This is a genomic window from Nocardioides sp. JS614, from assembly GCF_000015265.1.
GTDB lineage: Bacteria > Actinomycetota > Actinomycetes > Propionibacteriales > Nocardioidaceae > Nocardioides.
On sequence record NC_008699.1, the window covers coordinates 3,992,934 to 4,019,601 of the forward strand.

Genomic DNA, 26,668 nt, shown 5'->3' on the forward strand with positions numbered 1-26,668 from the left:
ACCGGGTCCACCACCCACGCTGGCGCCGCGGTTCGTCCGACCCGCTGTCCACCGACCAGCCGGGAGGCGATCGTGACCCACGCCAACGACGACCAGGGCGAGCCGCCCGAGACGACCGAGCCGACCGACGGAGCTGGGTCGGGCCGGCGCGCCGGACGGGTCTGGCTCGGCGCGGCCGGGCTGGCCGTCCTGGTCGCGGTCGCGTCCATCGCCGTCGCGCTGGCCGACGACGACGGGGCCGAACGGCCACCCAGCGCCGCCGCCGGCGTGACCGGCACGATCTGGGTCGCGAACGAGGCGGGCGACAGCCTGACCGCGATCGACGCCGCCACCCACGAGGTCGTGACGACGGTCTCCGGCATCGCGGGCCCGCACAACGTGCAGGTCGCGCCGGACGGCAACACCATCTGGACGGTCAGCGGGCACGACTCGCTCGCCGTGATGCTGGACGCCGCGACGCTCGGCCTGCACGGGACCGTCGGAACGGGAAGCATGCCCGCTCACGTCGTGCTGACGCCGGACGGCAGCACCGCCTACACCTCCAACGGCGAGGACGGGACGGTCACCGCGATCGACACGGCCACGATGAGGCCGACCGCCACGATCCCCGTCGGGGCGGGTCCGCACGGCCTCCGGCCGAGCCCGGACGGGAGCCGGATCGTGGTCGCGAACATCGGCGGGAGCACGCTGAGCGTGATCGACACCGCCTCCAACGAGGAGGTGACACAGATCGAGGTCGGCGCGGCACCCGCCCAGGTGGCCTTCTCGCCCGACGGGCGGTTCGTCTACGCGTCGTTGAACGCCGAGGACGCCGTCGTGAAGGTCGACCTGGCGAAGGGCCGCGCGATCGCCAAGACCACCGTCGGGAGCGGGCCCATCCAGACCTACGTGAGCCCGGATGGCGAGCTCCTGCTGGTCGCCAACCAGGGCACCGAGGACGCCCCGGGCACGACCGTGTCGGTGGTCGACACGGACAGCTTCGAGGTGGTCGAGACCATCGAGACCGGCGAGGGCGCGCACGGCATCGTCATCGATCCGACCGGCCGTCAGGCGTACGTCACGAACATCTACGGGAACGACGTCGCCGTCATCGACCTGCAGGAGCTGCGTGTGGTCGCCCGGGTGCCTGTCGGCGAGGCCCCCAACGGGATCAGCTTCTCACCGGTCGTCGTCGACGAGCAGCCGACCGTCGAGCTCCAGCTGCCGGACGCCGGCATGGACTCGCACGACGAGGGCGACGAGGGCGACGAGGGCGACGAGGGCGACGAGGGCCACGGCGACGACGGTCACTGACGCTCGGACCCCGCTGGGAACACGGATTCTCCACGCGAAGGTGATCGGATCTTCATCCCGGGCCGGAAGGGTCGAGTCATGCGACCTGACCAGGTAGGGCGATCGTGAGGCCGGTGCTGTTCGACCTCTTCGGGCTCTCGGTGAACAGCTACGGCGCCAGCAAGGCGGCGGCGGCGCTCGTGGCCGGCTTCCTGCTGGTCCGCGAGTTCCGCCGGATGGGCTGGGACGAGGACCGGGCGTGGACGCTCGTGATGGCGACCACCTTCTTCGGGTTCGTCGGCGCCAAGGCGTACTTCCTCGCGGAGAACGGCGGCAGCATCAGCCTGCACCACTTCGGGGGGTCGGGTTTCACGTGGTACGGCGGTTTCCTCGCCGGCACCCTGACCGTGCTGGTGCTGGCCCGGCGGTGGCACCTCCCCCTCGTGCCCCTGGCCGGGGTGCTGACGGGCCCGCTCGCAGCGGCGTACGCGATCGGTCGGGTGGGCTGCTTCCTGGCCGGCGACGGGACCTACGGCCGCCCCAGCGACCTCCCGTGGGCGATGGCCTTCCCGAACGGGACGGTGCCGACGTCGGTCCCCGTCCACCCGACGGCGCTCTACGAGACCATCGGCGCGCTCCTGCTCGCGGTGGTGCTGTGGCAGCTCCGCACCCGGGTCCGGGCCATCACGCTGATCGCGGTCTACGCGCTCGCCAGCGGTATCACCCGGCTGTCGATCGAGGAGCTTCGCATCAACTCCGAGAGCTGGCTCGGCCTGACGCAACCCCAGCTCTGGTCCGTCGTGCTCGTCCTCGTCGGCCTCGGCCTGCTGCTGCGCGCGGCGTACCGCTCCGGCGCTGTCCCCGGGGACGACCCATCGCCCCTGACGCCTGAGCACACGGGCAGCGGCGCGCCCACCTGACCGCACGCGGTACGTCCCCACGCGCCGCTTCGGGAAGGGAACTCATGAGCAAGCATCGCGCCGGTCGCCACGCCCGTGGAGGCGCCCATCGTGCGCCACAGCACCAGCACCGCCGCTCCGCAGGAGGCCGCTCCTGGAGAGTGCCGCTGAGCACGACCCTGGGCGCCCTCGCCGCGGGAGCGGCCATCGCCGGCGCCACACTCGGCGCCGCGACGCCCCTCGACCAGGACATCGAGCAGCGCGGCGCCGAAGCCGCCGTCGCTCCCCCGCGGCTGGCGACCGGGGCCCGGGGCCGACGCGTGGTGTCCCGCAGCGCCGACCGCCTGGCGACGCAGAGCGCCGCCGGCGCCGAGGCGGGCCGGCTGCAGGCCGCGGCTCGAGCGCGCGAGGCAGCCCTCTCCCGGATCGAGGACCTCGCCGGCACCCGGGCCGCCTACCTGCGCCGGAACCGGTGGGTGCTGCCGTTCACCGGCTACCGCATCACCGCCACCTTCGGCGACACCGGCTCGCTGTGGTCGACCGTGCACACGGGCGTCGACCTCGCCGCGCCCACCGGGACGGTGACGGGCGCCGTCGGCGCCGGGGTCATCACCTTCGTCGGGTACGACGGCGCGTACGGCAACAAGGTGGTCGTCACGCACGCCGACGGCACGGAGACCTGGTACGCCCACCTCGATACCATCACGGTGGCGGTCGGCCAGGAGGTGGCGGCCGGGCAGCAGATCGGGACGGTCGGCGCGACCGGCAACGTCACCGGCCCGCACCTGCACCTCGAGGTCCGTCCGGACGGGCAGGACCCGGTCGACCCGGTCCCGGTGCTCAGGGAGCGCGGGGTCGAGCTCTGAGCCCTACGACGGCACGTCGGCGCCCGGCCCGTACCGATCGGGGTGGGAGCGGAACTCGGCGGCGCACGCCTCCGAGCAGAACCAGCGCGGACGTCCGTCCACGTCCACCCGAGGGCCCGTCGTCTCGACCTGCATGCCGCAGACCGGGTCGACCGCCATCGCCGCCAGCTCCTTGAACCTCCCGTCCTCGAGCCACAGGACGCGGTCGGCGACCTCGCGCAGCCGGTCGTCGTGGCTGACGATCACGACCGCGCGGCCGTCCTCGTCCGCAACCCGCCGCAGGAGCCGGGCCAGCTCGCGCCCGCGGGCAGCGTCCAGGTTCGCGGTCGGCTCGTCGGCCAGGACCACCGGCGGATCGTTGGCCAGCGCACGCGCGACAGCGACGCGCTGCTGTTCGCCACCGGAGAGCCGCGACGGCCGCGCGCCTGCGCGGTGATCGAGCCCGACGCGTTCGAGCAGCTCTCGAGCCGTCGCCCGTGCCGACGGCCCCGTTCGTCCGGCGATGTTGCAGGCGACGGCGACGTTCTCCTCGGCGGAGAGCGCATCGAGCAACGCATAGTCCTGGAAGATGAACCCGAAGGTGTGGGCGCGCAGCTGCGGTAGGACCTTCTCGGACGCGGCGGTGAGCTCGAGCTCGGCTCCGTCCGCGCGGATCACCGCGATCGAGCCGGCGGTCGGCCGCAGCAGCGCCCCGAGCATCAGCAGCAGCGTCGTCTTGCCCGACCCGGACGGCCCCATGACCAGGAGCAGCTCCCCCGCCCGCACTTCCAGGTCGATGCCGTTGACCGCCTTGACCGACGTGGCGTCACCGCCGTAGGTCTTGACCAGGCCGCGAACCTTGAGGACGGGGCCGGATGGCGAGCTGGGCGCGTCTCGAGGGACGCGCCTGTCTGAGGGTGTGATGCTCATCTGGACTCCCTGAAGGCGGTGGCGGGATCGAGGGCGGCGACGCGCCGTAGCGGCCACAGCGCGGCCACCAGTCCGACCACGAGCGCGGAGACCGCCGTCCGCGTGCTCGCCTCCGCCGTCACCTCGATCTGGACGTCGGGTGCGACCTGGCGAAGCGCCACCGCGACCACCATGGCCAGGACGGTCGCGAGTCCCGCCGCCAGGCCGACGGTCCACAGCACCTGGCTGACCACGGTGCCCACGAGCCGGGCGGTCGACGACCCGAGTGCCTTGAGGACGGCGAAGTCGCGCAACCGGTTCAGCGTCGACGTCATCAGACCGAGCGCGATGACCGCGAGGGCGATCGCCAGCCCGACGGTCGACATCAACCGCAGCAGGTCCGCGCTCATGTCGGTCACGACTCGGGTCTCGGACGCCACGAACTCGTCGCGGGTCTGCACGGCCAGGTCCGGGGCCGCCGTCCGGACCCGGTCAGCCAGGATCGCCTGGTCGACACCGGCGGAAGCGCCCACGAGCAGGTACGCCGGGCTCGCGCTGTGGTCCTGCCCGTGTCCCGCCACCGGCAGCAGTGCGAACTGCTCGGAGTCGACGAACACCGTGGTGTTGGTGATGCTCGTGCCGGCCGTCGAGAGCCCCGAGACGCGGAGCGGTGTCCCGAGCACGGTCACCGAGCCGCCCAGCGGGGCACCGAGCTGGTCGCCGGCCTGCTCGTCGATGACCGCCTCACCCATGCCCGGCGGACGGCCGGCGACCAGGCGGGCCGGACCACCGCGCCCGAGCTCGGTGTCGTAGCCGATGACGTACGACAGCTGCCGGCCGTTCGGGCCGCCGATCGATCCGGACGTGAAGTCGATGCCCGTCACCCAGGCCACCCCCGGCACCTCGGCGACGCGTGCCAGAGCGTCCGGAGGGAGGACCGACGAGGACATGTGCATGGTGCGCACGCCCTGCTGGGAGACGAACACATCCGCGGGCGACGTGCGGATGTAGTAGGTGACGCGGTCGATGGCGCCGGCGAAGATGCCGTTCAGCAGGAGCACCAGCAGCAGCGACGCAGCAACGCCCAGGACGGCGAGCACGGCCCGGCGGCGCTCGACGAACAGGAACCGCCGGCCCACAGGGACGGCCCGGCCGCTCATCGTCCGGTCCTGAAGGCCGAGGCGGCGTCGAGCCGGCCGATCCGGCGGACCGGCAGCCAGGCGGCCAGCAGCGTCATCGCCACTGCCGCGGTCGTCGTCTGCACGAGGGTCGTCCGGGTGATCACGACCGGGAAGGCGGGGCGCCACCACGCCAGCAGCTCTCGCGCGAGCAGGAGCAGCACGACCGAGCCGACCGCGCCGGTCGCAGCGAGCACCGCCGTCTCGGCCAGGGTGATCCGTCGGAGGTCTCGCGGGGTCGCCCCCAGCGCCTTCAGGATGCCCAGGTCGCGCTGTTGCTCGCAGATGCGCGTGTAGGCGACGAGCGCGACGATCAAGGTCCCGGCCGCGAACGCGACTCCGACCATGAGCCGGACCGGCGTGCCGTAGATCGAGGTGGCCAGGCTCAGGGACTCCTGGTGGAGCTCGCGCGGCGTCCGGACGGCGTACCCGGCCGCTGTGAGCTGCCGCCGCACGGCGGTGGGATCGTCGGCGCTGATCAGCACGGCACCGGCCGCGCCGGGCGAGTCCAGCATGTCGTTGACCGCGTCCGTGGTGAGGAACAGCAGCGGGGTCATGAACAGGGCGGTGCCACCGGTCCGGCCCACGATCCGCATCTGGTGGCCGAGGATCGGGAGCCGATCACCGAGCGCCAGCCCGTGCTGGTCGGCGAAGACCGCATCGACGGCCACCTCGTCGATCGCGACCGGCGCCCGCCCGTCCTCGATGTCCCAGGGCCCGCCCATCCCGCTGGCTGGGTCGAACGCCACCGTCGCGGTCGCAGCCTTCCCATGCGCCAGCTCCAGGATCTGGTACATGGTGCGCACACTCGCAGTCGCGGTGACGCCGTCGACCTGACCCACGGCTGCGGTCGTCCCGGCGGGGAGCACCCCTGGGTCGGCGAACAGCGTGTGCGTGTCGGGAGGGACGACGACCAGGTCGGCGCGGGTGTGGTCGTCGTACGTCGTGACCCGTTCCTGGATCCCGGCCCACAGCCCCGTGAGGAGGAGCATCAGCATCAGGGCCAGGGCGATACCCGCTGCACCGGCGGCGCTCTGCCGTCTGCTCGCGGCCAGCAACCGCGCGGCCACCCCGGGGGTCCAGGCCGACCCACCGGTGGTCGCCCCGCCGGTCCCTCCAAGCGAACTCACGTCCCACGCCCCTCGCGGGTAGACCAGCTAGTGGTTCCCGTGACCCCCACCCGGCATGGCGCGCATCATCAGCGCCATCATGAGCGTGCAGAGGATCGCCGGGACCAGGATCCCGGGGCTGGCGGCACCGGCCGCCATCAGGCCGACCGCGATCAGCAGCATCGGGATGCAGCAGATCAGCATCATCCAGCCGTGGCCCCCATGACCCCCATGGCCACCCGCCTGCTCGGTCCGGGCGTGCTCGGTGTGGTCACCGTGATCGCCGCCCGGGAGGTGCTGGTCGTGCCGGAGCAGGCTGCCCTCGGCGGAAGGAATGCGTTCCTCCGACCCGCCGTACGACGCCACGCCGCCGGCCCGCTCGGTCATCGGGTGCTCCCCTCGAGCGAGGACGGCACGTGGTGGAGCCGGGCGTAGAGCGGGCAGTGCCCGACTGCGCCGGTGACCACCAGGTCGAGGCCGGCGAGCACCAGCAGCACCTCCAGGACGAGCACGATGATGCCCGGTCCTGCGGTCAGCAGGGCGACGCCGCCGACCGCGGCGGCCGCGCCGATCACGATCCTCGCCACCCGTTCCGGTGGGGTGACGTTCACGGGCCAACGAGGTGACATGACAGCCTCCGAACTTGTTCTCGACCCGCTAGTCGGGTCCTGGCTCCACTGTCGGCGGCGCCCTTGAAGATCAGTGCTGCGTTGGCGTGAAGGTTCGTTGAAGGTCGCCGTGCTGGGCTTCGGATGCGCCGCTCAGCCGTCGTGGTGCTGCGAGTGCTGGTCCGGGGAGGACGGTCGCGCTGGGCCGGAGTCGTCGGCCGAGCGGGTGATCGCCGGTCCGATGCCGAAGGCGGAGAGCGAGAAGACGGTCACGAACACCGCGACGGCGATCGCGGGCGCCTTCCACGTCCGGTGCCGCCGGTACAGACGAAGCAGGAACGGGATCGAGAGCACCAGGCCCGCGACGCCGAACAGGGCGTTGCCGGTCGCCCCCGTGACGAGGAAGGCGCCTGCGAACAGCCCGACGTGGTGCAGGACGTGGGGCGCCAGGCCGAGGAGACCGGTCACCGCGGTGCCGGCCGCGTTCCAGGCACTGGCCAGCCACCTCCGGTCGGCCACTGTCGACTCCGTCGCCGGTTCGGTCGCTGCGGGCAGCTCACCGAGCACCGGGGCCGGCCCTTGGTCGGCCACGTCAGGAGCCCTGGACGTCTGAGGAGTGACGACGGCGCGGGTGGTCGGTCGTGCGGAGCACGTCCGTCCGCAGCCGGTACTCGGCCTCGTCGATCTCGCCGCGCGCATACCGCTCGGCCAGGATCTGATCGGGCTGCCGGTCGGAGCGCGGACCGCCGCCCTCCTGGGAGCGAGCAGGCCGGAACACCATCACGATCACCGCGATCACGGCGCCCCAGACGACCGCCATCATCACGGCCATGCCCAGCCAGGTGCCCCAGCCCCAACCAGCGTCAGGGTTCCACCCCATCATCGGACCTCAACCTCCCTCGGGCCGCCGGCCGACCGATCGGCCGATCGGTCGCTGTTGCTCCACCTTGGGTGGCACACCTGGATGGCGCCGTACGGTTCCTGTGAAGGTTCGGTCAAGATGCCGCCGTCAGGTCGGGATCTCGTTGAACCAGGCGCCACTGCTGCCACGATGAACGTCGTGATCGAGAATGCAGACCGGCCCTCCTCCCGGACGGATCCCACGAGTGCCGGTGCAGGCGGATCCACAGCACCGGGGGCGGCACGGCCTGCCCTGCGCGCCATGGTCGTGGAGGACGAGGTCGAGCTCGCCGCCGTCGTGGGCAGCTACCTGGAGCGGGCCGGGTACGAGGTCGCGCTGGCCCACGACGGACTGCGAGCGGTCGACCTCGCGCGTGAGGTCGATCCGGACGTCGTGATCCTCGATCTCGGACTCCCGGGCATCGACGGCATCGAGGTGTGCCGCCGGCTGCGCACCTTCAGCGACTGCTACGTCGTGATGCTCACCGCCCGCAGCGACGAGGTCGACATGCTGATCGGACTCTCCGTCGGCGCCGACGACTACATGACCAAGCCGTTCAGTCCGCGCGAGCTCCTCGCCCGGCTGCAGGCCATCCTGCGCCGGCCACGACCGAAGACCGGCCAGCGGGCCGACGTCGCAACGGCGGGCACGATCCTGACGTTCGGTGCGCTCTCCATCGACGTGGAGGCGCGCGAGGTCTGGCTCCGCGACGAGCTGGTGCCCCTGACCCGCACCGAGTTCGACCTGCTCGCCACGCTCGCCGAGCGCCCCCGACTCGTGTTCTCACGCCGCCAGCTCATCGATCGCGTCTGGGGGGAGGACTGGGTGGGCGACGAGCACCTGGTCGACGTCCACATCGGGCACCTGCGTCGCAAGCTGGACGACGACGCGAGCCGGGGCCAGTACCTGCGAACGGTCCGCGGTGTCGGCTACCGCATGGGCACCGGCGAGGAGTGATCGCATCCGGTGCCGGCGCCGCACCGGGGCCGTAGGACCCCGCGATCCGGGACCTTCCTCCGTCGGCTTCAGCGAATCTTCATACGAGCAGGGCGCGAATCTCCACCAGCGACGCGGAGGCTGGGAGCACCAAGGACACCGCGACTGACAGAAGGGCCGGCCATGCCGCTGATCCCGCCCGTCCACCACTCGGCCGGAACGCCCGCCACGGGGTCCCAGCCGGCTGCCGCGATGCGAGTGACCGTCGTCGAGTCGGAGGCGTGCCACTTCTGCGAGGACGCCCTGGCGGCCCTGAGCGGGTTCGCGCAGGACCACGAGTTCGCCCTCGACGTGGTCGACATCCGCTCGCAGACGGGCCAGGCCCTGGTGCAGCGACACCGGCCGTCGCTGACACCGCTCGTCCTCGTCGACGGCGAGTTCTTCTCCCAGGGCCGGCTGCCGCGACGGAAGTTCGCGAAGCTCCTGACCGCGCGGGGCCTCGATGGGTGACCTGCTCACGACCGGCTCCGTTCTCGCGGCCTTCTTCGCCGGTGGCGTGGCGCTGTTCGCCCCGTGCTGCATCGTGTTCCTGGCCCCGTCGTACCTGGCCGTCGCCGTGAAGAACCGGCGCTGGCGACTGCTCCCGCTCACGTTCGTGTTCGCGGCCGGCCTGGCACTGGTCCTGGTGCCGATCACCCTCGGCATGAGCCTGGTGGCCTCGACGATCGCCAACTACCACGCTCCGCTCTACTACGCCGGGGGCGCGTTGATGCTCGCCCTGGCCGCATTCTCGCTGTCCGGGCGGATGGTCAGCATGCCGTCGTTCCTCCGCGCACCGGACACCGCCCGCGGAGACAGCGCCAGCTTCTTCGCGCTCGGGGTCTTCTCCGGTGTCGCGAGCTCGTGCTGCGCGCCCGTCCTCGCGGGCGTGATGACCCTCTCGGCCCTCTCCGGGTCCGCGGTCGGTGGGATCGCCCTCGGGCTCGCCTACACCTTCGGCATGGTGTTCCCGCTGTTCGTGATGGCCCTGGCGTGGGACCGCTTCCGGCTCGGCGAGCGGCGCTGGCTCCGCGCGAAGCCGGTCCGCATCCGGGTGGCCGGACGGGTGCTGGCGACGAACACGATCAACCTGGCCGTCGCGATCGCGTTCGCGCTGATGGGCGGCTTCGTCATCTATCTCGCCAACACGGGCCAGATGACCGGCGGACCCGGGTTCCAGGTCGCGATGGGCGAGGGTCTCGAACGCCTCTTCACGCGCATCGAGCGCTGGACCGACCCGGTTCCCGAACCCGTCCTCGGCTTGGCGGTCCTGCTCCTCGCCGCGGGTTTCATCACCGCGACCCTCGCCGATCGGCGCCGGCCGGGACGGGCACCGGGGGACGCGTCAGCAGCCCGGCACGAGCCTGGCCCGACACCCGATGACGCGTGCCACGACCACCACGAATCAGGCAAGTGAGGAGAGCACGAGATGTCTCGCAAGGCGGCCGAACGGTCGAGGAACGAGCGCCGTGAGCGCGCGGCGAAGGTGCTTCACGACCAGGAGCGGAACCAGCGCCTGCGGCGCGCGGCCGTCTGGCTCGTGGCCCTCGCCGCCGTCGGCGGCATCGTCAGCGCGATGATGCTGACGTCGCGGCCCCAGTCGTCCGACGACGTCAAGAGCGCGCCGGACTTCACCCTGACCGACACCGCCGGTGCGACCCACAGTCTCAGTGACCACCGCGGCGACAACGTTCTCCTGTACTTCTCCGAGGGCGCCGGCTGCCAGTCCTGCCTCGTCCAGATGGCCGAGGTCGAGCGCCACATGGACGAGCTGCGTGACCTTGACGTGACCGTCCTTCCCATCGTGATGAACACCCGCGAGCAGATCCTGCAGGACATGGCTGCCAACGGGGTCCGGACGCCGTTCCTGCTCGACGACGGCACCGTCTCCGGCGAGTACGGAACCCTGGGCAAGGGGATGCACGCCGGCCTTCCCGGGCACAGCTTCGTGCTCATCGACAGCGAGGGGCGCCAGCGCTGGTACGGCGAGTACCCGTCGATGTGGCTCGCCCCCGAGAAGCTCATCGACGAGGTCCGCGCGCGTCTGGCGTGAGCGCCGGCTTGCGAGAACGGGACCATGGTCCCTGGGCCACGATACCCCCTAGGGGTATATTGGCGAGGCGATCAGGAACCGGTGGCAGCTGATGAGGAGGCGGGCCGTGCACACGCACGCAGCAGCGGATCCCTCCGCCCCGAGCCCGGGGTACATCAACGACAAGGCCGCCTTGCGGGTCAGGTTGCGCCGGATCGAGGGCCAGGTCCGCGGTGTGCAGCGCCAGGTCGACGAGGACGCGTACTGCGTGGAGATCCTCACCCAGGTCTCCGCCATCACGAGGGCGCTGCAGAGCGTCGCCCTGCTCCTGCTCGAGGACCACCTCGAGCACTGCATGTCGCCTCCCGCGACGCCCCAGGAACGGCAGCAGCACGTCACCGAGGCCACCAACGCCATCGCCCGGCTGGTCCGCTCCTAGAAGCGACCGGCCCTCCCAACAACAACCCTAGAGACAGACAGGAAGTCCCATGAACGACTCCAGCCCCATCCAGCTCCTGCCGCTGGCCGACGACACATCCGCCGCCGCGGACTCCTCATCCGGCTGCGGCTGCGGCGGGTGCGGCTGCGGCGAGTCCGGAGCCACCCCGTCCGCGAGCACCGACAGCACCGCAGCTGCTCAGGATCGCCCCGGCCAGGGCGGTGACGTGACCGGCGAGCACGCCTACTCCGTGCTCGGCATGACCTGCGGTCACTGCGCTCGGGCCGTCACCGCCGAGCTCGGCGCCCTGGAAGGCGTCACCGATGTCCAGGTGGACCTGGTCGCCGGTGGTGCTTCCACCGTGCGCGTGACCAGCCGCCGGCCACTGAGCGCCGACGCCGTCGCCGCGGCACTGGCCGAGGCCGGCGAGTACCGCCTCGCCTGACCGCCGAGACCCATCGACGAGGTAGCCACATGACGCAGCAGACCGAACCGATACCCACCACGGAGAGCGAGTCGCCGCAGACGGTCGAGCTCACCATCGGCGGGATGACCTGCACCTCCTGCGCCGCCCGGATCGAGAAGAAGCTGGCGAAGATCGACGGCGTGGTCGCCTCGGTCAACTACGCGACGGAGAAGGCCCGGGTCACGTACGTCGCACCGGTGACCGTCGACCAGCTGGTATCGGTCGTCGAGGCCACCGGGTACACGGCAGCTCAGCACGAGTCCGTCCCGACGGCCCCGGAGGGCGGCGCCGGGACGGACAGCACCGAGGCCGCGCCCGATCCAGCGACCGCCGCCTGGCACCGCCGGCTGACGATCTCGGCGGTGCTGACGCTCCCCGTCCTCCTGCTGGCGATGGTTCCCGCGCTGCAGTTCGACAACTGGCAGTGGATCTCCCTCACGTTGGCATCGCCTGTCGTCGCCTGGGGGGCCTGGCCGTTCCACCGCGCGGCCGTCGTCAACGCCCGGCATGCGACCGCGACCATGGACACCTTGATCTCCGTGGGCGTCACGGCCGCCTACCTGTGGTCCTTGTGGGCGCTGCTGTTCACCGATGCCGGGATGACCGGCATGCGGATGCCCTTCCGGCTGCTCCCGGACGACGCCGGCGGTGCGCACATCTACCTCGAGGTCGCGGCCGCCGTCACGACGTTCATCATCGCGGGGCGCTACTTCGAGGCGCGCGCGAAGCGGCAGTCCGGCGCAGCCCTCCGCGCACTCCTCGACCTGGGCGCCAAGGACGTCGCCGTGCTGCGCCACTCCAGCGACGGCGCCGCCCGGGAGGTCGAGACCCGGATCCCGATCGGCCAGCTGGACGTGGGAGATCGGTTCGTGGTCCGCCCGGGCGAGAAGATCGCCACGGACGGCGTCGTGGAGGAAGGGTCCTCCGCGGTCGACGCCTCGATGCTCACCGGTGAGCCGGTCCCGGTCGAGGTCGGCCCCGGTGACCCTGTCGTCGGAGCGACCATCAACGCCGGCGGCCGCCTGGTCGTCAGAGCCAGCCGGGTGGGTTCGGACACGCAGCTCGCCCAGATGGCGAGCCTCGTCGAGGCGGCCCAGTCCGGGAAGGCCCAGGTACAGCGGCTCGCGGATCGCGTCTCCGGTGTCTTCGTGCCGATCGTGATCGCGATCTCACTGGCCACCCTCATCACCTGGCTGGCGACCGGGCACACCGCCACCGCGGCCTTCACCGCGGCGGTCGCCGTGCTGGTCATCGCCTGCCCGTGCGCGCTGGGCCTCGCAACGCCGACCGCGCTGCTCGTCGGCACCGGACGCGGCGCGCAGATCGGCATCCTGATCAAGGGCCCGGAGGTGCTCGAATCCACCCGGGTCGTCGACACGATCGTGCTCGACAAGACCGGCACCGTCACCACCGGCAAGATGACGCTCGTCGGGGCGGTGCCCTCTATCGGAACCGACACCGATCAGCTGCTCGGCCTCGCGGGGGCGCTCGAGGACGCGTCCGAACACCCCATCGGGCGTGCCATCGCCGCCGGCGCCGCCAGCCTGACCGGCCGACCACTCAGCCCGGTCCAGGGGTTCAGCGCCACCCAGGGGCTCGGCGTGTCGGGAGTCGTCGACGGCCACGAGGTGGTGGCGGGGCGGCCGAGCTGGCTGCGCGAAGCGTGGGGCCAGGCCCTGGATGAGCCGCTGCTCCGTGCGGTGGCCGATGCCGAGGGGGTCGGCCGGACGGCCGTCGCCGTCGGTTGGGACGGCGCGGCTCGCGGCGTGGTCATCGTCGCCGACACCCTCAAGCCGACGAGCGTGCAGGCGATCTCCGAGCTCAAGGCACTCGGGCTCACCCCGGTGCTGCTGACCGGCGACAACCAGCGCGCGGCGCACGCAGTAGCGGCCGAGGTCGGCATCGACGAGGTCATCGCCGAGGTCCTGCCGGCGGACAAGGTAGGCGTGGTCGAGCGGCTCAGGGCCGAGGGTCACACGGTCGCGATGGTCGGCGACGGCACCAACGACGCTGCCGCGCTCGCAGCCGCCGACCTCGGCCTTGCGATGGGGACCGGCACGGACGTCGCGATCGAGGCCTCGGACCTCACCCTCGTCCGGGGGGACCTGCGCACCACGGTGGACGCGATCCGACTGTCGCGCCGGACCCTGCGGACGATCAAGACGAACCTCTTCGCCGCCTTCGTCTACAACGTCGCCGCCATCCCATTGGCGGCGCTGGGCCTGCTCAACCCCGTGATCGCGGGCGCGGCCATGGCGCTGTCGTCGGTGTCCGTGGTGTCCAACAGCCTGCGCCTGCGCCGGTTCGAGGCCATCTCCGTCCAGCGGTCCACGACTGGCGAAGTCGAGCCCATGACCGGCACCTGACCCGCCGGGGACCCTTCGCCGGCGGCGTCGGACAGCCGTCGAGAGCACACCCCAAGGAGCGACGATGAACCGACCGCACCCTCCTCACCACACCGGCCGACGTCCCGACCAAGCCCGTGGAAGCTCCGCGCGGCCTGCGACCCCGGCGGGCGGGCGCGTCCCGGCGCGGCGTCCCAGCTGCGCCGGTGGACATGACGGAAGGTGGACCGCATGAGCGCGCGCCCCGGACCTCGCCCGACTACGCGTCGACCCTTCCTCGCCGCCCTGGTCGGAGGTGCCGCGGCCGTCGCCGGGATCGGCGTCGCCGCCCGCAACGGGGTCCTGTCCGGCTCCAGCGAGGGCCCCCCGCGCACCGACGGGGTGCTCCAGCTCTCCGCCGGGCGGATGGGGGTGGAGTCGCTCGCGGTGCGACTCACCGACGAGATCCTGGCTCTCGAAGAACCTGGCACCTGGCGCACCTCGCGACTGGCGACGAGCACCCACACCATGGTCGGCTTCACCTGGCGCAGCGGCGAGGTCGAGCCGCACATCGACGTCAGCTCACGCACCGATGGTGCCTGGCAGCCGTGGTCACGGATGCCCCACGTCCACCACTCGCCCGACGCCGACTCGGGCGAGGCCACCGGCATCGTCGGGACCGAGCTCGCCTGGATCGGGCCGGCGGACGGCATCCGGCTGCGCATCCGCGACAGCCGGCCGGCGGGTCTCACGATGGTTCTCCTGCATCCGACGCCACTGCCGAGCGACCGGTCGATCGGCCACGCCCGGGTGGGACGGCGGCGGACACGACGCGCCGGCGGCGAGCCGGCGAGCACTCCCGCCGGCGTCGTACCGCCGCCCGACCTGCTGAGCCGGGCCCAGTGGGGCGCCGACGAGGGCTGGCGCAAGGGACGGCCCTCCTACGTCGAGACGATCGAGCAGGTCCACGTCCACCACACCGCGAACAGCAACACCTACGCGCGCACGGACGTCCCCGCGCTGATCCGCGGCATGTACGCGTACCACACCCAGAGCCTGGGCTGGTCGGACATCGCGTACAACTTCCTGGTGGACCGGTTCGGTCGGGCCTGGGTCGGCCGCGCGGGTGGTCCCGCCAAGCCGGTGCGCGGCGCGCACACCCTCGGCTTCAACGCCACGTCGGCAGGGATCGCCGCCATCGGCAACTTCGACCAGGCCACGCCCAGCCGGGCGGTCCTCGGTGCGTTCGCCCGGATCGCCGCGTGGAAGCTCCACCCCTACGACCGGAACCCCGAGGGACGCACCATCGTGACCTCCGAGGGCAGCGACAAGTTCCGAGCCGGCAGGCGGGTGACCCTGCCCGTCATCGACGGGCACCGGGACACCAACGACACCGCCTGCCCCGGGCAGCACCTCTACGACGAGCTGCCCGAGATCCGACGGCGCACCCAGGTCCGGATCGACCGCTTCAACCGGGCAGGACAGGTCGAGATCACCGAACCCTTCACCGCGGCCGGGACCCCGGTGGATGGCGAGCTGCTCACCGTGAGTCCGGGAGCCTGGGCGCCTGCGGCCGCATCGGCGGCATACACCTGGATGCGGGACGGCGAGCCGCTCGGCTCCGCAGCCACCGCCGATCGGCGGCTGTCCACAGACGACGTGGGAGCGCAGATGACCGTCCGGGTCGACCTCACGGCCGAGGGGTACGAGCCCGCGAGCCAGGTCGTGACCTTCCCCGACCCGGTGCGCTCGCGCACCCGGATCGACGTCGCGGCAGTCGGACGGCGCGGGCGCGCCGTCGTCCGGGTCACGATCGAGACACCGGGGCTCGACGTACCCTTCGATGACTCGGTGACGATCACGTTCGCCGGGCACAGTCGGACGGTCGCGGCCACTGACGGGCGGGCCCGCGTGGTCTTCCGCGACCTCGCACCCGGGCGGTACGAGGCCCGGGTCGACTTCGCCGGAGGCCCGACCGCCGCCGGTGCGAGCGCGACGGACACCGCCACCGTCAGACCGTCCGGGTGACCGGACGCGATCCAGCCGAGCCGAGCAGGAGGTCCCGATGCCAGCCATGTCCGTCCTCGAGGCGGCGTTCTGCCGCAGCGGACCCTGGCGCGCGATCGCGCGGCGGGCGATCCTTCCCTGGGCACTCCAGGGGGTGGAGCTCCATGGCGAGGTGCTCGAGCTCGGCAGCGGCAGCGGGGCCATGGCGGTTGGCGTCGCCCGCTCCTTTCCCTCCGTGCAGCTCACGGTGAGCGACGTCGACCCGGCGATGGTCGCGGCGGCAGCCCGGCTCCTCGGCGATCGCGGGAACGTCATCGTCGACCAGGCCGACGTCACGGCACTGCCCTATCCGGACGGCGCCTTCGAGTTCGTCACGAGCTGTCTGATGCTGCATCACGTGGTCGACTGGAGGCGCGGACTGCAGGAGGTCGCCCGAGTGCTCCGTCCGGGCGGCACGTTCGTCGGATACGACCTCGCGGACACCTCGATCGCAAGCGCGGTCCATGTCATCGACCGCTCGCCCTATCTCCTGCTCGACCCCGATGACCTGCACCGGGAGCTCCTGGAAGCAGGGTTCGTCGATGTCGCCGTGCGAGCCGGCTTCGCCGGGACCGTGGCGAGGTTCCTCGCCCGTCGGTCAACGCCATGAGCACATCGGGGCCGGTCACGGCGGATCGGCTGCGGATCACCTGGTCGCCGCGCGACGAGTGGAGGACGCTGACGGCCCTGGCGGTCGTCGGTGCCCTGCTCGCTGCCGCGATGGCGCTCTTCGGGCTGCCTCCCGTCGACCTCCACGGCCCGCTCCACCGGATGGGCATCATGGATCCCTTCTGCGGAGGCACGCGAGCCACCCGATTCGCCGCCCGCGGCGACCTCGGCCGCGCCTGGACCTACAACCCGCTCGGTGTCGTCGTCGTCCTCGGCGCGCTGGGAGTGCTGGGCCGCGCGGTGGTCGGGGTGGCCTCGCGACGCTGGCTGACCGTCGAGGTGCGGCTGGGTCGTCGCGGCCGGCAGGTCGTCCTGGCCGTCGTGATCCTCCTGCTCGTGGCCCTGGAGATCCGCCAGCAGTCGCGGGTCGACCTGCTTCTGGTGCCGACACACTGACCAGCTGAGGCGGTCGTCAGAGTCGGTCCGGGACGCTGTCCTGGAGGCGGGAGAACACCAGCTGCGGCGCGCCGAGGACCACGACTGCCAGGGCCAGCGCCAGAAGACCGCGAGCGAGCAGCTCGTCGGGCAGGTGCTCGAGAGCCGTGCGGCGCCGGTCGTCTGTGGTCCCGACCCAGAACGCGCGCTGCAGAAGGAGCACCGACTCCGCGACCGGGTTGGTGTCCTGCCAACCGAACCGGCCCCCGGAACGGTTGCCCACGCACCGCCGGCCCGGCACGAGCGACCCACGGATGCAGCAGGCGAGCCCGAAATACTATCGACCTTCGTAGAGCGGCCCGAGCCCGCAAGAGGATCGGCCGACCCCGGGACCAAGGTCCCGACTTGATCAGGTCCTTGGTCCCGAGTGCGGACGCATCATGAGAACACCCGCCCAGGGCCACTCGGCACCCCTAAGGTCTGGCCCATGATCCGGACGCGCTGTCGTGACCAGGTGGGGCAGATGATCCCCAGCCTGAGCGACTGTTGCTCGAGCGCGCCCGCCCCGCTGCGAATGCGCTGAGCGCGTCGCACTCTCCGCTCGAGGCCACGGGCCCCAGTCCTGAGGCTCGAGTCCTGGCCGGCGCGCGCCTTCGACCTTCTCGTCGCCTCGGCGACATCGACCACGCCGTGGTCGGTCGACCGGCCGACCCGTCGACCCTCGAACCATCCGGAGCACCCTCATGACCGAGACCCCGACGCGCACCCGACGCGCCCGAGCCGACCGCCCGCCCCCCGACTGGGAGCAGGTCTACCGACGCAACTTCCTCGAACGACTCAAGCGCGACCGGCCCCCGGTCGACGTGCGCGCCGAGCTGCCCGACCTGATCGCCCGCGGCTACGAGGCGGTCCCGGAGGAGGACATGGTCCGACTGCACTGGTGGGGCATCGCCCACGACAAGCCGAAGGTGGGCACCTTCATGGTGCGGGTCAAGGTTCCCGGTGGCGTCCTCACGGCGTCGCAGGTCCGCGGGCTGGGCCGGATCGCGCGCGAACATGCCCGCGACGGGGTCGAGCTCACCACCCGGCAGGGCGTCCAGCTTCACTGGGTCTCGATGGCGGACCTACCCACCGTGGTCGCGGAGGTCGAGGCGATCGGCCTGAGCACCGCCGGCGCCGAGGGTGACACCGTCCGCAACGTCACGGGCTGCCCGGTTGCGGGGTTGAGCGGCCACGACGTCTTCGACGTGACCGATGTAGTTCGCGAGGTCGCGGCGTTCTTCGGGTCCCATCCCGACTACAAGAACCTGCCGCGCAAGCACAAGTACACGATCTCCGCCTGCCCGGCCCAGTGCAACGCTCCGGAGATCTCCGACGTCGCGCTCGTGGCGGTGCTGCAGAACGGTCGTCGCGGGTTCGCCCTCCGGGTCGGCGGCGGCATGGCGAACACCCCGCGCATCTCCCGGGACGTCGGCGTCTTCATCCCCGTCGAGGACACCGTCGAGGTCCTCCGGGCGGTGACCGACGCCTGGCAGACCGACCTGCGCTACCGGATGTCGCGGGCGCGGGCGCGGATCAAGTTCATGATCGACGACCTCGGCCCGGAGGCGTTCCGAGCCCGCGTCGAGCACCAGCTCGGGCACGCACTCGGAGACGGGGTGGCCCCGGACCCGGTCGGCGGGGCCGACCACCTGGGCGTGCACCCACAGCGTGATGGCGGTCGCGTCTACGTCGGGGTTCCGGTGCCCTCCGGACGGCTGTCTGGAACGACCCTGACTCACCTGGCCGACCTGGTCGACGACATCGGCGGCGACCTGCGTCTCACCCGGCAGCAGAACTTCGTGCTCGGTCACGTGCCCGGAGCCCGCGTCGAGGAGGTCAGCGCCCGACTCGCCGAGCTGGGTGTCCCGGTCGACCGCAGCCGAGCCGTCGGACGATCCGTCGCCTGCACGAGCAACCGGTTCTGCAACTACTCCGTCGCCGAGACCAAGGACAAGCTGGACGGGATCCTCACCCGGCTCGAAGCAACTCACGGCGCGGAGCGCCTGTCCGATCTGGCCATCCATCTCGACGGATGCCCCCATGCCTGCGCGCAGCATTGGGTCGGAGAGATCGGCCTGCAGGGCACCACGACCCACGACCCCGACACCGGGGAACGGGTCGAGGCGTACGACCTCAGCGTCGGTGGCGGCCTCGGCCGACGAACGGCGATCGGTCGACGGCTCGTCCGGCGTGTCCCCACGAAGGACGTCGAGGACGTGCTCGACCGGCTCGTCGGCGCCTGGCTGGCCGAACAGGACCGGACCGGCGGCCGACCGTCGTTCGGCGAGTTCTGCGACCTGCTGGAAGACGACGAGCTCCTCGCCGTCTCCGTCGGCGCTCGCGGGTCCGTCGCCGGGCCCGGGGAGCGGGTGGACGCCGGGGTGCTGGTCCGGGTGCCCGGGCCGCTGCAGAGGTACGTCGACGGCGCGGACGAGCTGAGCGTCGACGGCCGGACCGTCGGCGGAGTGCTGGCCGAGGTGACTCGCCGGCATCCCCAGTTCGGCAGCACCGTCCTGCCCGACGGCGAGGTGGCGGGCGCCTTCCTGGTCACCGTCGGCGACCAGGACATCCGTGGGCTGCAGGGGTTGTCCACGGATGTCACCCCGAACGACACGATCACCATCGTGATGGCGATGGCAGGGGGCTGACCGACATGACGACGTACGACAGGAGAAGCACGGTGACCATCGTCGACGCGAGGACTGCCTCCAACCCGGCCGAGCGCGTGGTCTTCGACGACCTCGAGATCGGCGAGATCGCCGTCGACCTCGATGACCAGGAGCCCGAGGACGTCATCGCCTGGGCACTCGAGGAGCTCGGTGATCGGATCGCCATCGTGACGGCCCTGCAGGTGGACGGCATGGTCGTGCTGGACATGGCGACCCGTCTCCGGCCGGACATCCGGGTCGTGACGGTCGACACCGGCCGGCTCCCGGACGCAACCCTGCGCTTCATCGACGAGGCCCGGGCGCACTACCCCCGGACCCGCTGGGACGTGCTCCACCCGGACGCGGCCGAGGTCCAGGCGATGGTCGCCGAGCGCGGCGTCGACCTGTTTCGCTCCAGTGTCGCCGACCGGATGCGGTGCTGCCAGGTCCGGAAGGTCCGGCCGCTCACCCAGGCGCTGCGCGGGCTGGACGGGTGGTTCACCGGGTTGCGGCGCGACCAGTGGGCCTCGCGCGCGGCGATCAAGAAGGTCGAGCTGGACCACGACCACGGTGGCATCGTGAAGGTCAACGCCCTGGCCGACTGGGCGAGCGCCGACGTGTGGGGCTACGTCGAGGAGCACGGTGTCCCAGTGCATCCGCTGTACGCGCAGGGTTACACGAGCCTGGGCTGCGGCCCCTGCACCCGACCTGTCGCGGTGGGAGAGGACGACCGTGCCGGTCGCTGGTGGTGGGAGAAGGGCGCGCCCAAGGAGTGCGGCATCCACTGCCCGATCGAGACCGGCAGCTTCGAGCACGAGGCGGCAGAGATCCTGGCGTCGTCGACGCACGCGTGACCCTGCCCGCCTACCGCCACCCGACCACGCCCTGCGATGGTTCTCCCGTGAAGTCACGTCCCCGCCTGGTCACCCTGGCCCTGGTCGCACCGCTGCTCCTCACCGCCTGCGGGAGCTCCGATCAGGGCTCCGACGCCGACGCGTCGACAGCTCCGACCGGCTCGGTCGAGATGACCACCACGCCCCCACCGTGGCCGGCACCCACGGACGACGTCGCGGCCCGGGTCGCGGCAGCCGGCCTCGACCTGGGTCCGATGGGCACCGCGGAGCACTACCACCCGCGGCTGGAGATCGTGGTGGCAGGAACACCGGTGCCGGTACCGTCGAACATCGGCGTCGACCCGTCCACGGGAGCCATGTCGGCCCTGCACACCCACGAGGCGGACGGAACCATCCACATCGAGGCCGACACCGTCGGCGAGGTGTTCACGCTGGGGCAGCTGTTCGTCCAGTGGGGGGTCCCGCTCACGCGGACCCAGATCGGCGGGGTGCGCGCGGAGGCGGGCGAGACGGTCACGCTCACCAGCAACGGGACTCCCGTGACCGGCGACCCGGGCGACCTGCGCCTCGAGCCCGACCAGGAGATCGTCCTCAGCATCCCGTAGTCGCGTCCTACAGTGGAGGCAGCCGTCGCCACTCGCACGGCACGATCGGAGGCCCTCATGGTGTTCCTGGCCCTTGCGGCGTTCATCCTGCTGGTCGCGGTGCTGGTCCGGGTCTCATCGCTGAAGGGCCAGCGGGTCACCGGCTGCTGTGCGCCCGCCGACCCTCGCGACGACCTGCGGATGCGCCCGGTCTACGACCGGGACGACAACGGCGCCGAGTCCTAGGCGGCCGCCCGGGCGGCCGTGGCTAGCTCGCGACAGATCGCTGCCGCGGGGCCGAAGAGCCGGTCGGCCAGGGCCAGCAGCCCGGGCGCGTCCTCGGGCCGGATCCGGTCGGCCACCCGCTCGATCATCGGCGGGGAGCAGAGCACGGCCGCGACGCACGGCCACAGGTCCACCTCGGCGTCGTCGACGCCGGTGGAGAGCTCGCCCCGGAGCGCCGCTCGCACCAGCGCAGCCCCAGACTCGGCCAGCACGCCCGGCGTCAGCGGGGCGCCGAGCACCTCGGCCCAGCGCAGGACGGCGTACTCCCAGACGACCTCCGGCACGTCGGTGAGCAGGTGGTTGCCGCGCATGATCGCGGTGTGGCGCCCCTCCTCGCCGGGCTCCCACCGACGAAGGGCGCCCACCCAGTCACCGGGGTCCGCGGCGACCGCCGCAGCGACGTCGGCCGGCACCGGCAGGGGCGTCCCCTCGAGCATCGGTCCGTCCGAGGTGGGCACCAGCCGGCCCAGCACGGTCTCCCCGGGCAGCAGCAACGCGGCGGCACCGAGATCGGGGACGCCGACCGGGGCGCCGGTGGCGACGTCGGCCCAGTGCAGCAGCGCCGGCTCGCGTCGGACGAACCGCAGCGCGCGCATGGGTGCGGACACCCACTCCTGGATCCGGTCCGCCCCGGCCACGAGATCGGCCGCCGCCCCGTGCCGCAGGAACGCCGCGAGTCCGCCCTGGTCGTAGAGGTAGAGCTGCCGGTAGACCCAGTCGTCGTCGGCCACGCGGGAGAGCGCGTCGATCTCGTCGACCCCCGGCAGGGCGTCGCGGCCGCCACGCAGCTCGACCGTGACGTCGCGGGCGAAGGCCCGGCCGCGTCTCGTCGTCGGGTCGCACGCCTGGGCCGCCTGCTCGAGGATCCAGCGCGAGACGACCCACCTCGGCAGGAACGGCTCGAGCACGATCAGCTGCTCGAGCCGGGCGATCCGCCAATGTCGCCAGAACAGCTCGCCCCGCTCGTCGAGGGGCTGCCGGCTGATCACCTCGAGCGTCGCCGCCGCGTCGCCGCGCGCCTCGGCCTCGTCGGCGAGGCGCACCAGGCCGGCCATCCTGCGCAGGTACGGCGCACCCGGGCCCCCGGGTCGTGGTCCTGATCCGGTCCCCGTCTGCTTCTGCTTGCGTCCCCGAGACTTCGGCATGGGTCCAGCGAACGCCTCGCGGGGCCCGCGCCGCCAGGGGGTCCGAACGATCTGTGGACAACCGCCGGCGACCGCCGTGAGAGGACCCTCACCGAGGCCTCACCCCCGCCTCATCTCGCGCGCGCAGGCTCGGGCCATGAAGACACTCCTCGCCACCACCGCTGCCGTCCTGCTCGCCGTCCCGGTCCTGGCCGCCGCACCCGCAAGCGCCGCCGGCTCCGACGTACGCCGCTCCGGGTCGTGCTCGGGCCGCACCGACTGGAAGATCAAGGCCGGTCCCGACGACGGCCGCATCGAGGTCGAGGCCGAGATCGACGGCAACCGGGCCGGCCAGACCTGGCGCTGGAAGCTGCGCCACGACGGCGACGCCCTCGACAGCCGCGACGCGTTCACGTTCCGCGCGACCAACCGCGCGACGGGTGAGACCTGCGTGGCCCGGGTCACCCTCTGAGCCCGCCGGGTTCACCTCGTGCCCGGCCCTCACCGGGCCGCCGGGCTCACCTCGTGCCGGGCTCGCAGGCGACCCCACCCGCACACGCGGGACCGGGGGCGGTCGGGGCGGGCACCGGCGGCGCGTCCCGGCCGATCAACCCGGTGGCCTCACCGAGCCACGGGACCATGCTGAGGACCAGGACCGCGAGCACGAGGAAGAGCAGCAGTCGCAGCGTTGAGGGGCTCGCCTGCTCGTCGTACCCGGCCTGCGGCCGGTCGGGTCTCCGACGGCGAGCCGACTGACCGGTCCACTCAGTGGCCACGTCACTCCCCGATCTGTCCTCTCCAAGGATTCATCGGCTCGCCCGGCAGGTTCCTTGAGCGGCTCGGACCCTTCCTGGATCGGGTCCTGGGACCCTGGCCCCGGCCCGACGTGCTCACTAGCGTCGGGGGCGGAGGGGAGATCAATGGGTGACAACACGGGCTCGTCGTACTCCGGCGCCAGCGGCGCGCTGTACGGGATCGGCATCTTCGGCGCGTGGGTGTGGTTCTGGCAGCAGGCCGACAGCTTCTGGTGGTACGTCCTGGCCATCCTCGAGGGGATCGTCTGGCCGGCGTTCCTCGTCTACTACGGGCTGGAGCGGCTCGCGGGCTGAGCGCCGGACGCCGCCCGCGCCCGACGGCGCGGGTCAGCGGTCCCCGTCGTAGCGCAGCCCGTCGGGGGTGACCCGCGCGCCCGCGGCCGGCACGTGCTCGGTGCGCCTGCCGTCGTGCCAGAGGTGCAGCACCGGAACACCGTGCAGGAGCACCGCGACGTCGGCGATCAGCCGGCGGTGGCAGCGCCACCACAGGCTCTCGCTGCACATCACCGCGGTGCTCGCGTCGGCGCGCGCGGAGACCTCCGTGAGGAGGCCGTCCATCGCCTCACGGAACTCCTCGGTGCGGGTGTACGCGGCGTACGCCCGGAACGCCTCGACCCGCCACCACGGGTCGGCGTCGCGCTCGTCCGGCGGGACCCGGCGGCGTCCGCCCAGCCGCGGCTCCCAGCGGTAGGCGACGGCGGCTGCCGGGAGCCACCGCTCGAGCCGGTCGGTCGCCACGTGCGGGTGGCGACGGCTGCCGGGGAAGCGTCGTACGTCGACGACCAGGCCCACCCCGCCACCCGTGAGGAGCTCGGTGAGCTCATCCTGGCTCGCGGTGCCGTGGCCGACGGTGAGCAGCGTGACGATGGGGGCCTCCTCGGGTTCCTGCCCCGCCAGTACCCACCGTCGGTGCCACCGTCACGACCCACCGGTCCCGCGATCAGCGCCGGGCGACGATCCGGATCACCGCCGGGCGGCTGGGGCGTCCGAACCCGATCGCGTTGACAGCCGCCACGGTGAACTCGTGCCGGCCGCGACCGGCCTTGAACACGGTCCGTCGTACGTCGGCGCCGACGACCTTCGCCCGACCGCTGCTCGAGACGATCCGGTACCGCTTGATCGGGCTGGCGTTGTCCGACGGAGCGCTCCAGCGCACCACGACCCGGCCCCGGCTCGCGCGGGTCAGGTCCGGTCTGCGCACCCGGCCCGGCGGACCGGCGGCACCCGGATCGGCGGCTCCGACGCAGGGACGTGCCGCGGCGCCGCCCGTGACGTGACCCGGTCGTGGCGCGGCTCACCTCCCGGTCGTGGCCGCTACCGGTGGTCGCCGACGGGATCGGCCCGGTGCCACCGGGTGGCGCTGGTGGCTCCCGTGCGGACCAGCTCGCCGGCGTCGACGAGCTGCTGGAGGAGGGTGCGCGACCGCGCCGGGCTCAGTCCGGTGGCGGCCCGCACCTCCGCGCCGCTGACCGGGCCGGTCGACGCCAGCTCCAGGACCACCTCGCGGGGACCCGCCGGCCTCGTGACGACCACGGTCCTCGGCGCCAGGTCGAGCAGCCGCTGGTCCTCGGCGTGCTCCGCGGTCGGGTCGTGGACGACCAGCACGTCGAGCCGCCCGCCGGCGGCGCTCTGCGCGATCAGCTCGGGCATCGCGACGACCCGGACCGCGGGGCCGGCCATCGCCTCCGAGAGCTCGCGGGCCGCCGCCCACGCGGCGTCCCACCTCGCGATCCGCGGCGCCCAGCTCGCCTCCGTGGCGTCGGCCTCGAGCAGGGCAGGCAGACCGGGCGCGCCCTCGGCGAGTCGCGACGTGAGCTCTTCGCGCAGCACCGCGAGCCGCCGGGCCCGTCGCGCGGCGGCCATCTTCACGTGCCAGTCGGCGTAGGCCTGGTCGGCCGCGGCGCGCAGGCACAGGACGAGCTCGGCCACCTCCGGCGCCGGCTGGTCCAGGCGCTCGGCCGCCGCGACCCTCACCGCGGCCTGCTCCAGGGTGTTCGCGGCCGTCTCCAGCTCGCGGCGCGCCAGCTCGCCCTCGCGGACCGCGGCCAGCGCGTCACCGGCCCAGCCGACCCGCTCGGCGTCCTCGAGCGAGGCGACCGGCAGCTCCTCCACCGGCCCCGGTCCGAGCACCTGGACCAGGCGCCGGGAGACGTCGACCAGCCGGGAGATCGCGCGCAGTGCCTCCAGCACCTCGGCGTACCCGGCGACCATCCCGTCCCGCGGCGTGTCCGGGGGCACCGGCACCCCGAGCGAGCCCAGCTGCTGCCCCAGGTCCGCCGACTCGGCGGCGACCTCGAGGAAGCGCCGTACGGTGGACGCGCCGGCGACGTCGGTGACCGGCTCGCCGTCCACCCGAGCGCTCTCGAGCAGGCGGGCGGCCGTCCGCTGCGTCCGACCCCGGAACCATCGTCGCGCGGGCTGCCCCGCGGCGAGCTCGTCCTGCAGGGCGCCGAAGGCCTGGGCCGCCTCCTCGGAGGGTTCGACCCCCTCGACCACGGCGTCGCCGAGCTCGGCGAGCGACCGGAGCAGGTGCTCGATGCCGTCGGCGTGGGCCGACAGGCGCTGCCAGGTCTCGGCCCCGGGGTCGCCGAGCGCCACATCGACCACCCGGACCACCCAGGCGCGCCGGTGCCGCAGCACCTCACCGAGTCGAGCCTTGACCTCGCGGATGGTGGCGAGGACCTCGCTGGCGTCGGCGCGCTCCAGGACCTCGCGGAGGCTGGGGTCGAGCTGCCGGGCGGCCAGGTCGCCCCGGGTCACCCGGTCGGCGAGGACGCGCACCTCCTCGTCGGTCGGGACGGCCTCCACGGGCGGGAACGCCTGCCGCCGTCGGCGCTCGTGCTCGGGCGTCGTGCGGGCGAACAGGCGGACGAGGCGCTGCAGCTCCTCGGTGGTCAGCGGCAGGTCCCCGCGCACCGGCAGCGGCAGCCACCGCAGTGCCGGGTCCGCCACTTGGGCCGCCGGATCCCGCGGCGTGAGCACCACCCCGAGCCGGTCGCGGGTCTTCTCGAGCACCGTGTCGTCCGTGCCGGTCACGGTGATCCGCAGACCGCCGACAGCGAGTCCGGCGGCGGTGGCCGCCAGCCGGTCCTCCGGCGCCTCACCGGACCCGAGCACCACCCGGTCCAGGCGCCGCTCCGGCTCCTCGCCAGCTCCCACGTCACACCCCTCCACCGAGATCTCTCCGCGTCCGGCGGGACACACAGCGTCGATGCTAGGGCGTGGGCTCGGTGGGCCCCGTGACCCGCCCGGCGTCGCCGGGTACGGGT

At 72.7% G+C, this 26,668-nt stretch carries 32 protein-coding genes; 19 read left to right on the top strand and 13 right to left on the bottom strand.

Annotated features, from left to right (window positions below; translation table 11 throughout):
• The first annotated feature begins 72 nt into the window (after positions 1-72).
• From NOCA_RS20550 to NOCA_RS20560, 3 genes are all read left to right on the top strand, one after another.
• Positions 73-1,293 carry a YVTN family beta-propeller repeat protein gene (locus tag NOCA_RS20550; RefSeq protein WP_011757203.1) on the top strand — a complete coding sequence of 407 codons (1,221 nt, stop codon included), beginning with the start codon at positions 73-75 and terminating at the stop codon, positions 1,291-1,293.
• Between the two features lie 113 nt (positions 1,294-1,406).
• On the top strand, positions 1,407-2,192 hold the full coding sequence (locus tag NOCA_RS20555; RefSeq protein WP_197687686.1) for a prolipoprotein diacylglyceryl transferase: 786 nt from the start codon (positions 1,407-1,409) through the stop codon (positions 2,190-2,192).
• 140 nt (positions 2,193-2,332) lie between these two features.
• Positions 2,333-3,037, top strand: coding sequence for a M23 family metallopeptidase (locus tag NOCA_RS20560; RefSeq protein ID WP_049774421.1), 705 nt, complete (start codon positions 2,333-2,335; stop codon positions 3,035-3,037).
• A gap of 3 nt (positions 3,038-3,040) precedes the next feature.
• Here NOCA_RS20560 and NOCA_RS20565 read toward each other — a convergent pair whose 3' ends face one another.
• The 7 genes from NOCA_RS20565 to NOCA_RS20595 all read right to left on the bottom strand — a co-directional run bounded on the left by NOCA_RS20565 (position 3,041) and on the right by NOCA_RS20595 (position 7,700).
• Entirely contained in the window at positions 3,041-3,946 is a 906-nt protein-coding gene (locus tag NOCA_RS20565; protein WP_011757206.1) for an ATP-binding cassette domain-containing protein, read from the bottom strand.
• Positions 3,943-5,085, bottom strand: a complete 1,143-nt coding sequence (locus NOCA_RS20570) for an ABC transporter permease (protein ID WP_011757207.1) — start codon at positions 5,083-5,085, stop codon at positions 3,943-3,945. Before NOCA_RS20570 ends, NOCA_RS20565 begins: the two co-directional genes overlap by 4 nt.
• A complete protein-coding gene (locus NOCA_RS20575) occupies positions 5,082-6,233 on the bottom strand; it encodes an ABC transporter permease (RefSeq protein ID WP_011757208.1) in 1,152 nt (383 codons plus the stop codon). Before NOCA_RS20575 ends, NOCA_RS20570 begins: the two co-directional genes overlap by 4 nt.
• Before the next feature lie 27 nt (positions 6,234-6,260).
• Positions 6,261-6,599: a hypothetical protein gene (locus tag NOCA_RS20580; RefSeq protein ID WP_011757209.1), complete on the bottom strand. Its 339-nt coding sequence runs from the start codon at positions 6,597-6,599 to the stop codon at positions 6,261-6,263.
• Complete coding sequence (locus NOCA_RS20585) at positions 6,596-6,823, bottom strand: YgaP-like transmembrane domain (RefSeq protein ID WP_041546742.1); 228 nt, start codon at positions 6,821-6,823, stop codon at positions 6,596-6,598. Before NOCA_RS20585 ends, NOCA_RS20580 begins: the two co-directional genes overlap by 4 nt.
• A 150-nt stretch (positions 6,824-6,973) precedes the next feature.
• Complete coding sequence (locus tag NOCA_RS20590; RefSeq protein ID WP_197687687.1) at positions 6,974-7,411, bottom strand: hypothetical protein; 438 nt, start codon at positions 7,409-7,411, stop codon at positions 6,974-6,976.
• 1 nt (position 7,412) lies between these two features.
• A complete protein-coding gene (locus tag NOCA_RS20595) occupies positions 7,413-7,700 on the bottom strand; it encodes an SHOCT domain-containing protein (protein ID WP_041548039.1) in 288 nt (95 codons plus the stop codon).
• Between the two features lie 282 nt (positions 7,701-7,982).
• Here NOCA_RS20595 and NOCA_RS20600 point away from each other — a divergent pair, with 282 nt between their 5' ends.
• From NOCA_RS20600 to NOCA_RS20645, 10 genes are all read left to right on the top strand, one after another.
• Entirely contained in the window at positions 7,983-8,678 is a 696-nt protein-coding gene (locus NOCA_RS20600) for a response regulator transcription factor (protein ID WP_041546744.1), read from the top strand.
• Between the two features lie 231 nt (positions 8,679-8,909).
• Positions 8,910-9,167 carry a glutaredoxin family protein gene (locus NOCA_RS20605; protein WP_041548041.1) on the top strand — a complete coding sequence of 86 codons (258 nt, stop codon included), beginning with the start codon at positions 8,910-8,912 and terminating at the stop codon, positions 9,165-9,167.
• Positions 9,160-10,113 (top strand): cytochrome c biogenesis CcdA family protein, encoded by a 954-nt coding sequence (locus tag NOCA_RS20610; protein WP_011757215.1) that lies wholly within the window; start codon positions 9,160-9,162, stop codon positions 10,111-10,113. Before NOCA_RS20605 ends, NOCA_RS20610 begins: the two co-directional genes overlap by 8 nt.
• A gap of 12 nt (positions 10,114-10,125) precedes the next feature.
• Entirely contained in the window at positions 10,126-10,749 is a 624-nt protein-coding gene (locus tag NOCA_RS20615) for a peroxiredoxin family protein (RefSeq protein WP_011757216.1), read from the top strand.
• Between the two features lie 106 nt (positions 10,750-10,855).
• A complete protein-coding gene (locus NOCA_RS20620) occupies positions 10,856-11,167 on the top strand; it encodes a metal-sensitive transcriptional regulator (RefSeq protein ID WP_011757217.1) in 312 nt (103 codons plus the stop codon).
• A gap of 49 nt (positions 11,168-11,216) precedes the next feature.
• Positions 11,217-11,612, top strand: coding sequence for a heavy-metal-associated domain-containing protein (locus tag NOCA_RS28505; protein ID WP_083768214.1), 396 nt, complete (start codon positions 11,217-11,219; stop codon positions 11,610-11,612).
• Between the two features lie 29 nt (positions 11,613-11,641).
• Entirely contained in the window at positions 11,642-13,999 is a 2,358-nt protein-coding gene (locus NOCA_RS20630; RefSeq protein ID WP_011757219.1) for a heavy metal translocating P-type ATPase, read from the top strand.
• A 210-nt stretch (positions 14,000-14,209) separates the two neighbouring features.
• Positions 14,210-15,985 (top strand): N-acetylmuramoyl-L-alanine amidase, encoded by a 1,776-nt coding sequence (locus NOCA_RS26080; RefSeq protein ID WP_011757220.1) that lies wholly within the window; start codon positions 14,210-14,212, stop codon positions 15,983-15,985.
• Between the two features lie 37 nt (positions 15,986-16,022).
• Complete coding sequence (locus NOCA_RS20640; protein ID WP_011757221.1) at positions 16,023-16,613, top strand: class I SAM-dependent methyltransferase; 591 nt, start codon at positions 16,023-16,025, stop codon at positions 16,611-16,613.
• The gene (locus tag NOCA_RS20645; protein ID WP_011757222.1) at positions 16,610-17,068 is read left to right on the top strand and encodes a DUF2752 domain-containing protein; all 459 of its coding nucleotides are present in this window, start codon (positions 16,610-16,612) and stop codon (positions 17,066-17,068) included. The genes NOCA_RS20640 and NOCA_RS20645 overlap by 4 nt, the downstream gene beginning before the upstream one ends.
• A gap of 16 nt (positions 17,069-17,084) precedes the next feature.
• On the opposite strand, the gene NOCA_RS20650 is transcribed toward NOCA_RS20645, so the two are convergent.
• Positions 17,085-17,330, bottom strand: coding sequence for a hypothetical protein (locus NOCA_RS20650; protein ID WP_041546745.1), 246 nt, complete (start codon positions 17,328-17,330; stop codon positions 17,085-17,087).
• Between the two features lie 460 nt (positions 17,331-17,790).
• Here NOCA_RS20650 and NOCA_RS20660 point away from each other — a divergent pair, with 460 nt between their 5' ends.
• From NOCA_RS20660 to NOCA_RS27665, 4 genes are read left to right on the top strand one after another with little or no spacing between them, the layout of a single operon-like run.
• Complete coding sequence (locus NOCA_RS20660) at positions 17,791-19,737, top strand: MoaD/ThiS family protein (RefSeq protein ID WP_011757224.1); 1,947 nt, start codon at positions 17,791-17,793, stop codon at positions 19,735-19,737.
• A 32-nt stretch (positions 19,738-19,769) separates the two neighbouring features.
• The gene (locus tag NOCA_RS20665; protein ID WP_197687689.1) at positions 19,770-20,591 is read left to right on the top strand and encodes a phosphoadenylyl-sulfate reductase; all 822 of its coding nucleotides are present in this window, start codon (positions 19,770-19,772) and stop codon (positions 20,589-20,591) included.
• Positions 20,592-20,638: 47 nt separating this feature from the next.
• Entirely contained in the window at positions 20,639-21,196 is a 558-nt protein-coding gene (locus tag NOCA_RS20670; RefSeq protein ID WP_238383375.1) for a hypothetical protein, read from the top strand.
• A 57-nt stretch (positions 21,197-21,253) separates the two neighbouring features.
• Entirely contained in the window at positions 21,254-21,421 is a 168-nt protein-coding gene (locus NOCA_RS27665; RefSeq protein ID WP_011757227.1) for a hypothetical protein, read from the top strand.
• Here NOCA_RS27665 and NOCA_RS20675 read toward each other — a convergent pair.
• On the bottom strand, positions 21,418-22,515 hold the full coding sequence (locus tag NOCA_RS20675) for a hypothetical protein (RefSeq protein WP_011757228.1): 1,098 nt from the start codon (positions 22,513-22,515) through the stop codon (positions 21,418-21,420). The two genes, NOCA_RS27665 and NOCA_RS20675, sit on opposite strands and share 4 nt — an antisense overlap.
• Positions 22,516-22,741: 226 nt before the next feature.
• Here NOCA_RS20675 and NOCA_RS20680 point away from each other — a divergent pair, with 226 nt between their 5' ends.
• Positions 22,742-23,056 (top strand): hypothetical protein, encoded by a 315-nt coding sequence (locus tag NOCA_RS20680; RefSeq protein ID WP_011757229.1) that lies wholly within the window; start codon positions 22,742-22,744, stop codon positions 23,054-23,056.
• Positions 23,057-23,102: 46 nt separating this feature from the next.
• Here NOCA_RS20680 and NOCA_RS20685 read toward each other — a convergent pair whose 3' ends face one another.
• Positions 23,103-23,360 carry a hypothetical protein gene (locus NOCA_RS20685; RefSeq protein ID WP_011757230.1) on the bottom strand — a complete coding sequence of 86 codons (258 nt, stop codon included), beginning with the start codon at positions 23,358-23,360 and terminating at the stop codon, positions 23,103-23,105.
• A gap of 144 nt (positions 23,361-23,504) precedes the next feature.
• Here NOCA_RS20685 and NOCA_RS20690 point away from each other — a divergent pair, with 144 nt between their 5' ends.
• A complete protein-coding gene (locus tag NOCA_RS20690; RefSeq protein WP_011757231.1) occupies positions 23,505-23,693 on the top strand; it encodes a hypothetical protein in 189 nt (62 codons plus the stop codon).
• A gap of 33 nt (positions 23,694-23,726) precedes the next feature.
• On the opposite strand, the gene NOCA_RS20695 is transcribed toward NOCA_RS20690, so the two are convergent.
• From NOCA_RS20695 to NOCA_RS20705, 3 genes are all read right to left on the bottom strand, one after another.
• Positions 23,727-24,296, bottom strand: coding sequence for a DUF488 domain-containing protein (locus NOCA_RS20695; RefSeq protein WP_337999000.1), 570 nt, complete (start codon positions 24,294-24,296; stop codon positions 23,727-23,729).
• A gap of 43 nt (positions 24,297-24,339) precedes the next feature.
• Positions 24,340-24,600, bottom strand: coding sequence for a fibronectin type III domain-containing protein (locus NOCA_RS20700; RefSeq protein ID WP_041546748.1), 261 nt, complete (start codon positions 24,598-24,600; stop codon positions 24,340-24,342).
• A gap of 113 nt (positions 24,601-24,713) precedes the next feature.
• The gene (locus tag NOCA_RS20705; RefSeq protein ID WP_041546750.1) at positions 24,714-26,558 is read right to left on the bottom strand and encodes a hypothetical protein; all 1,845 of its coding nucleotides are present in this window, start codon (positions 26,556-26,558) and stop codon (positions 24,714-24,716) included.
• Positions 26,559-26,668 lie beyond the last annotated feature (110 nt).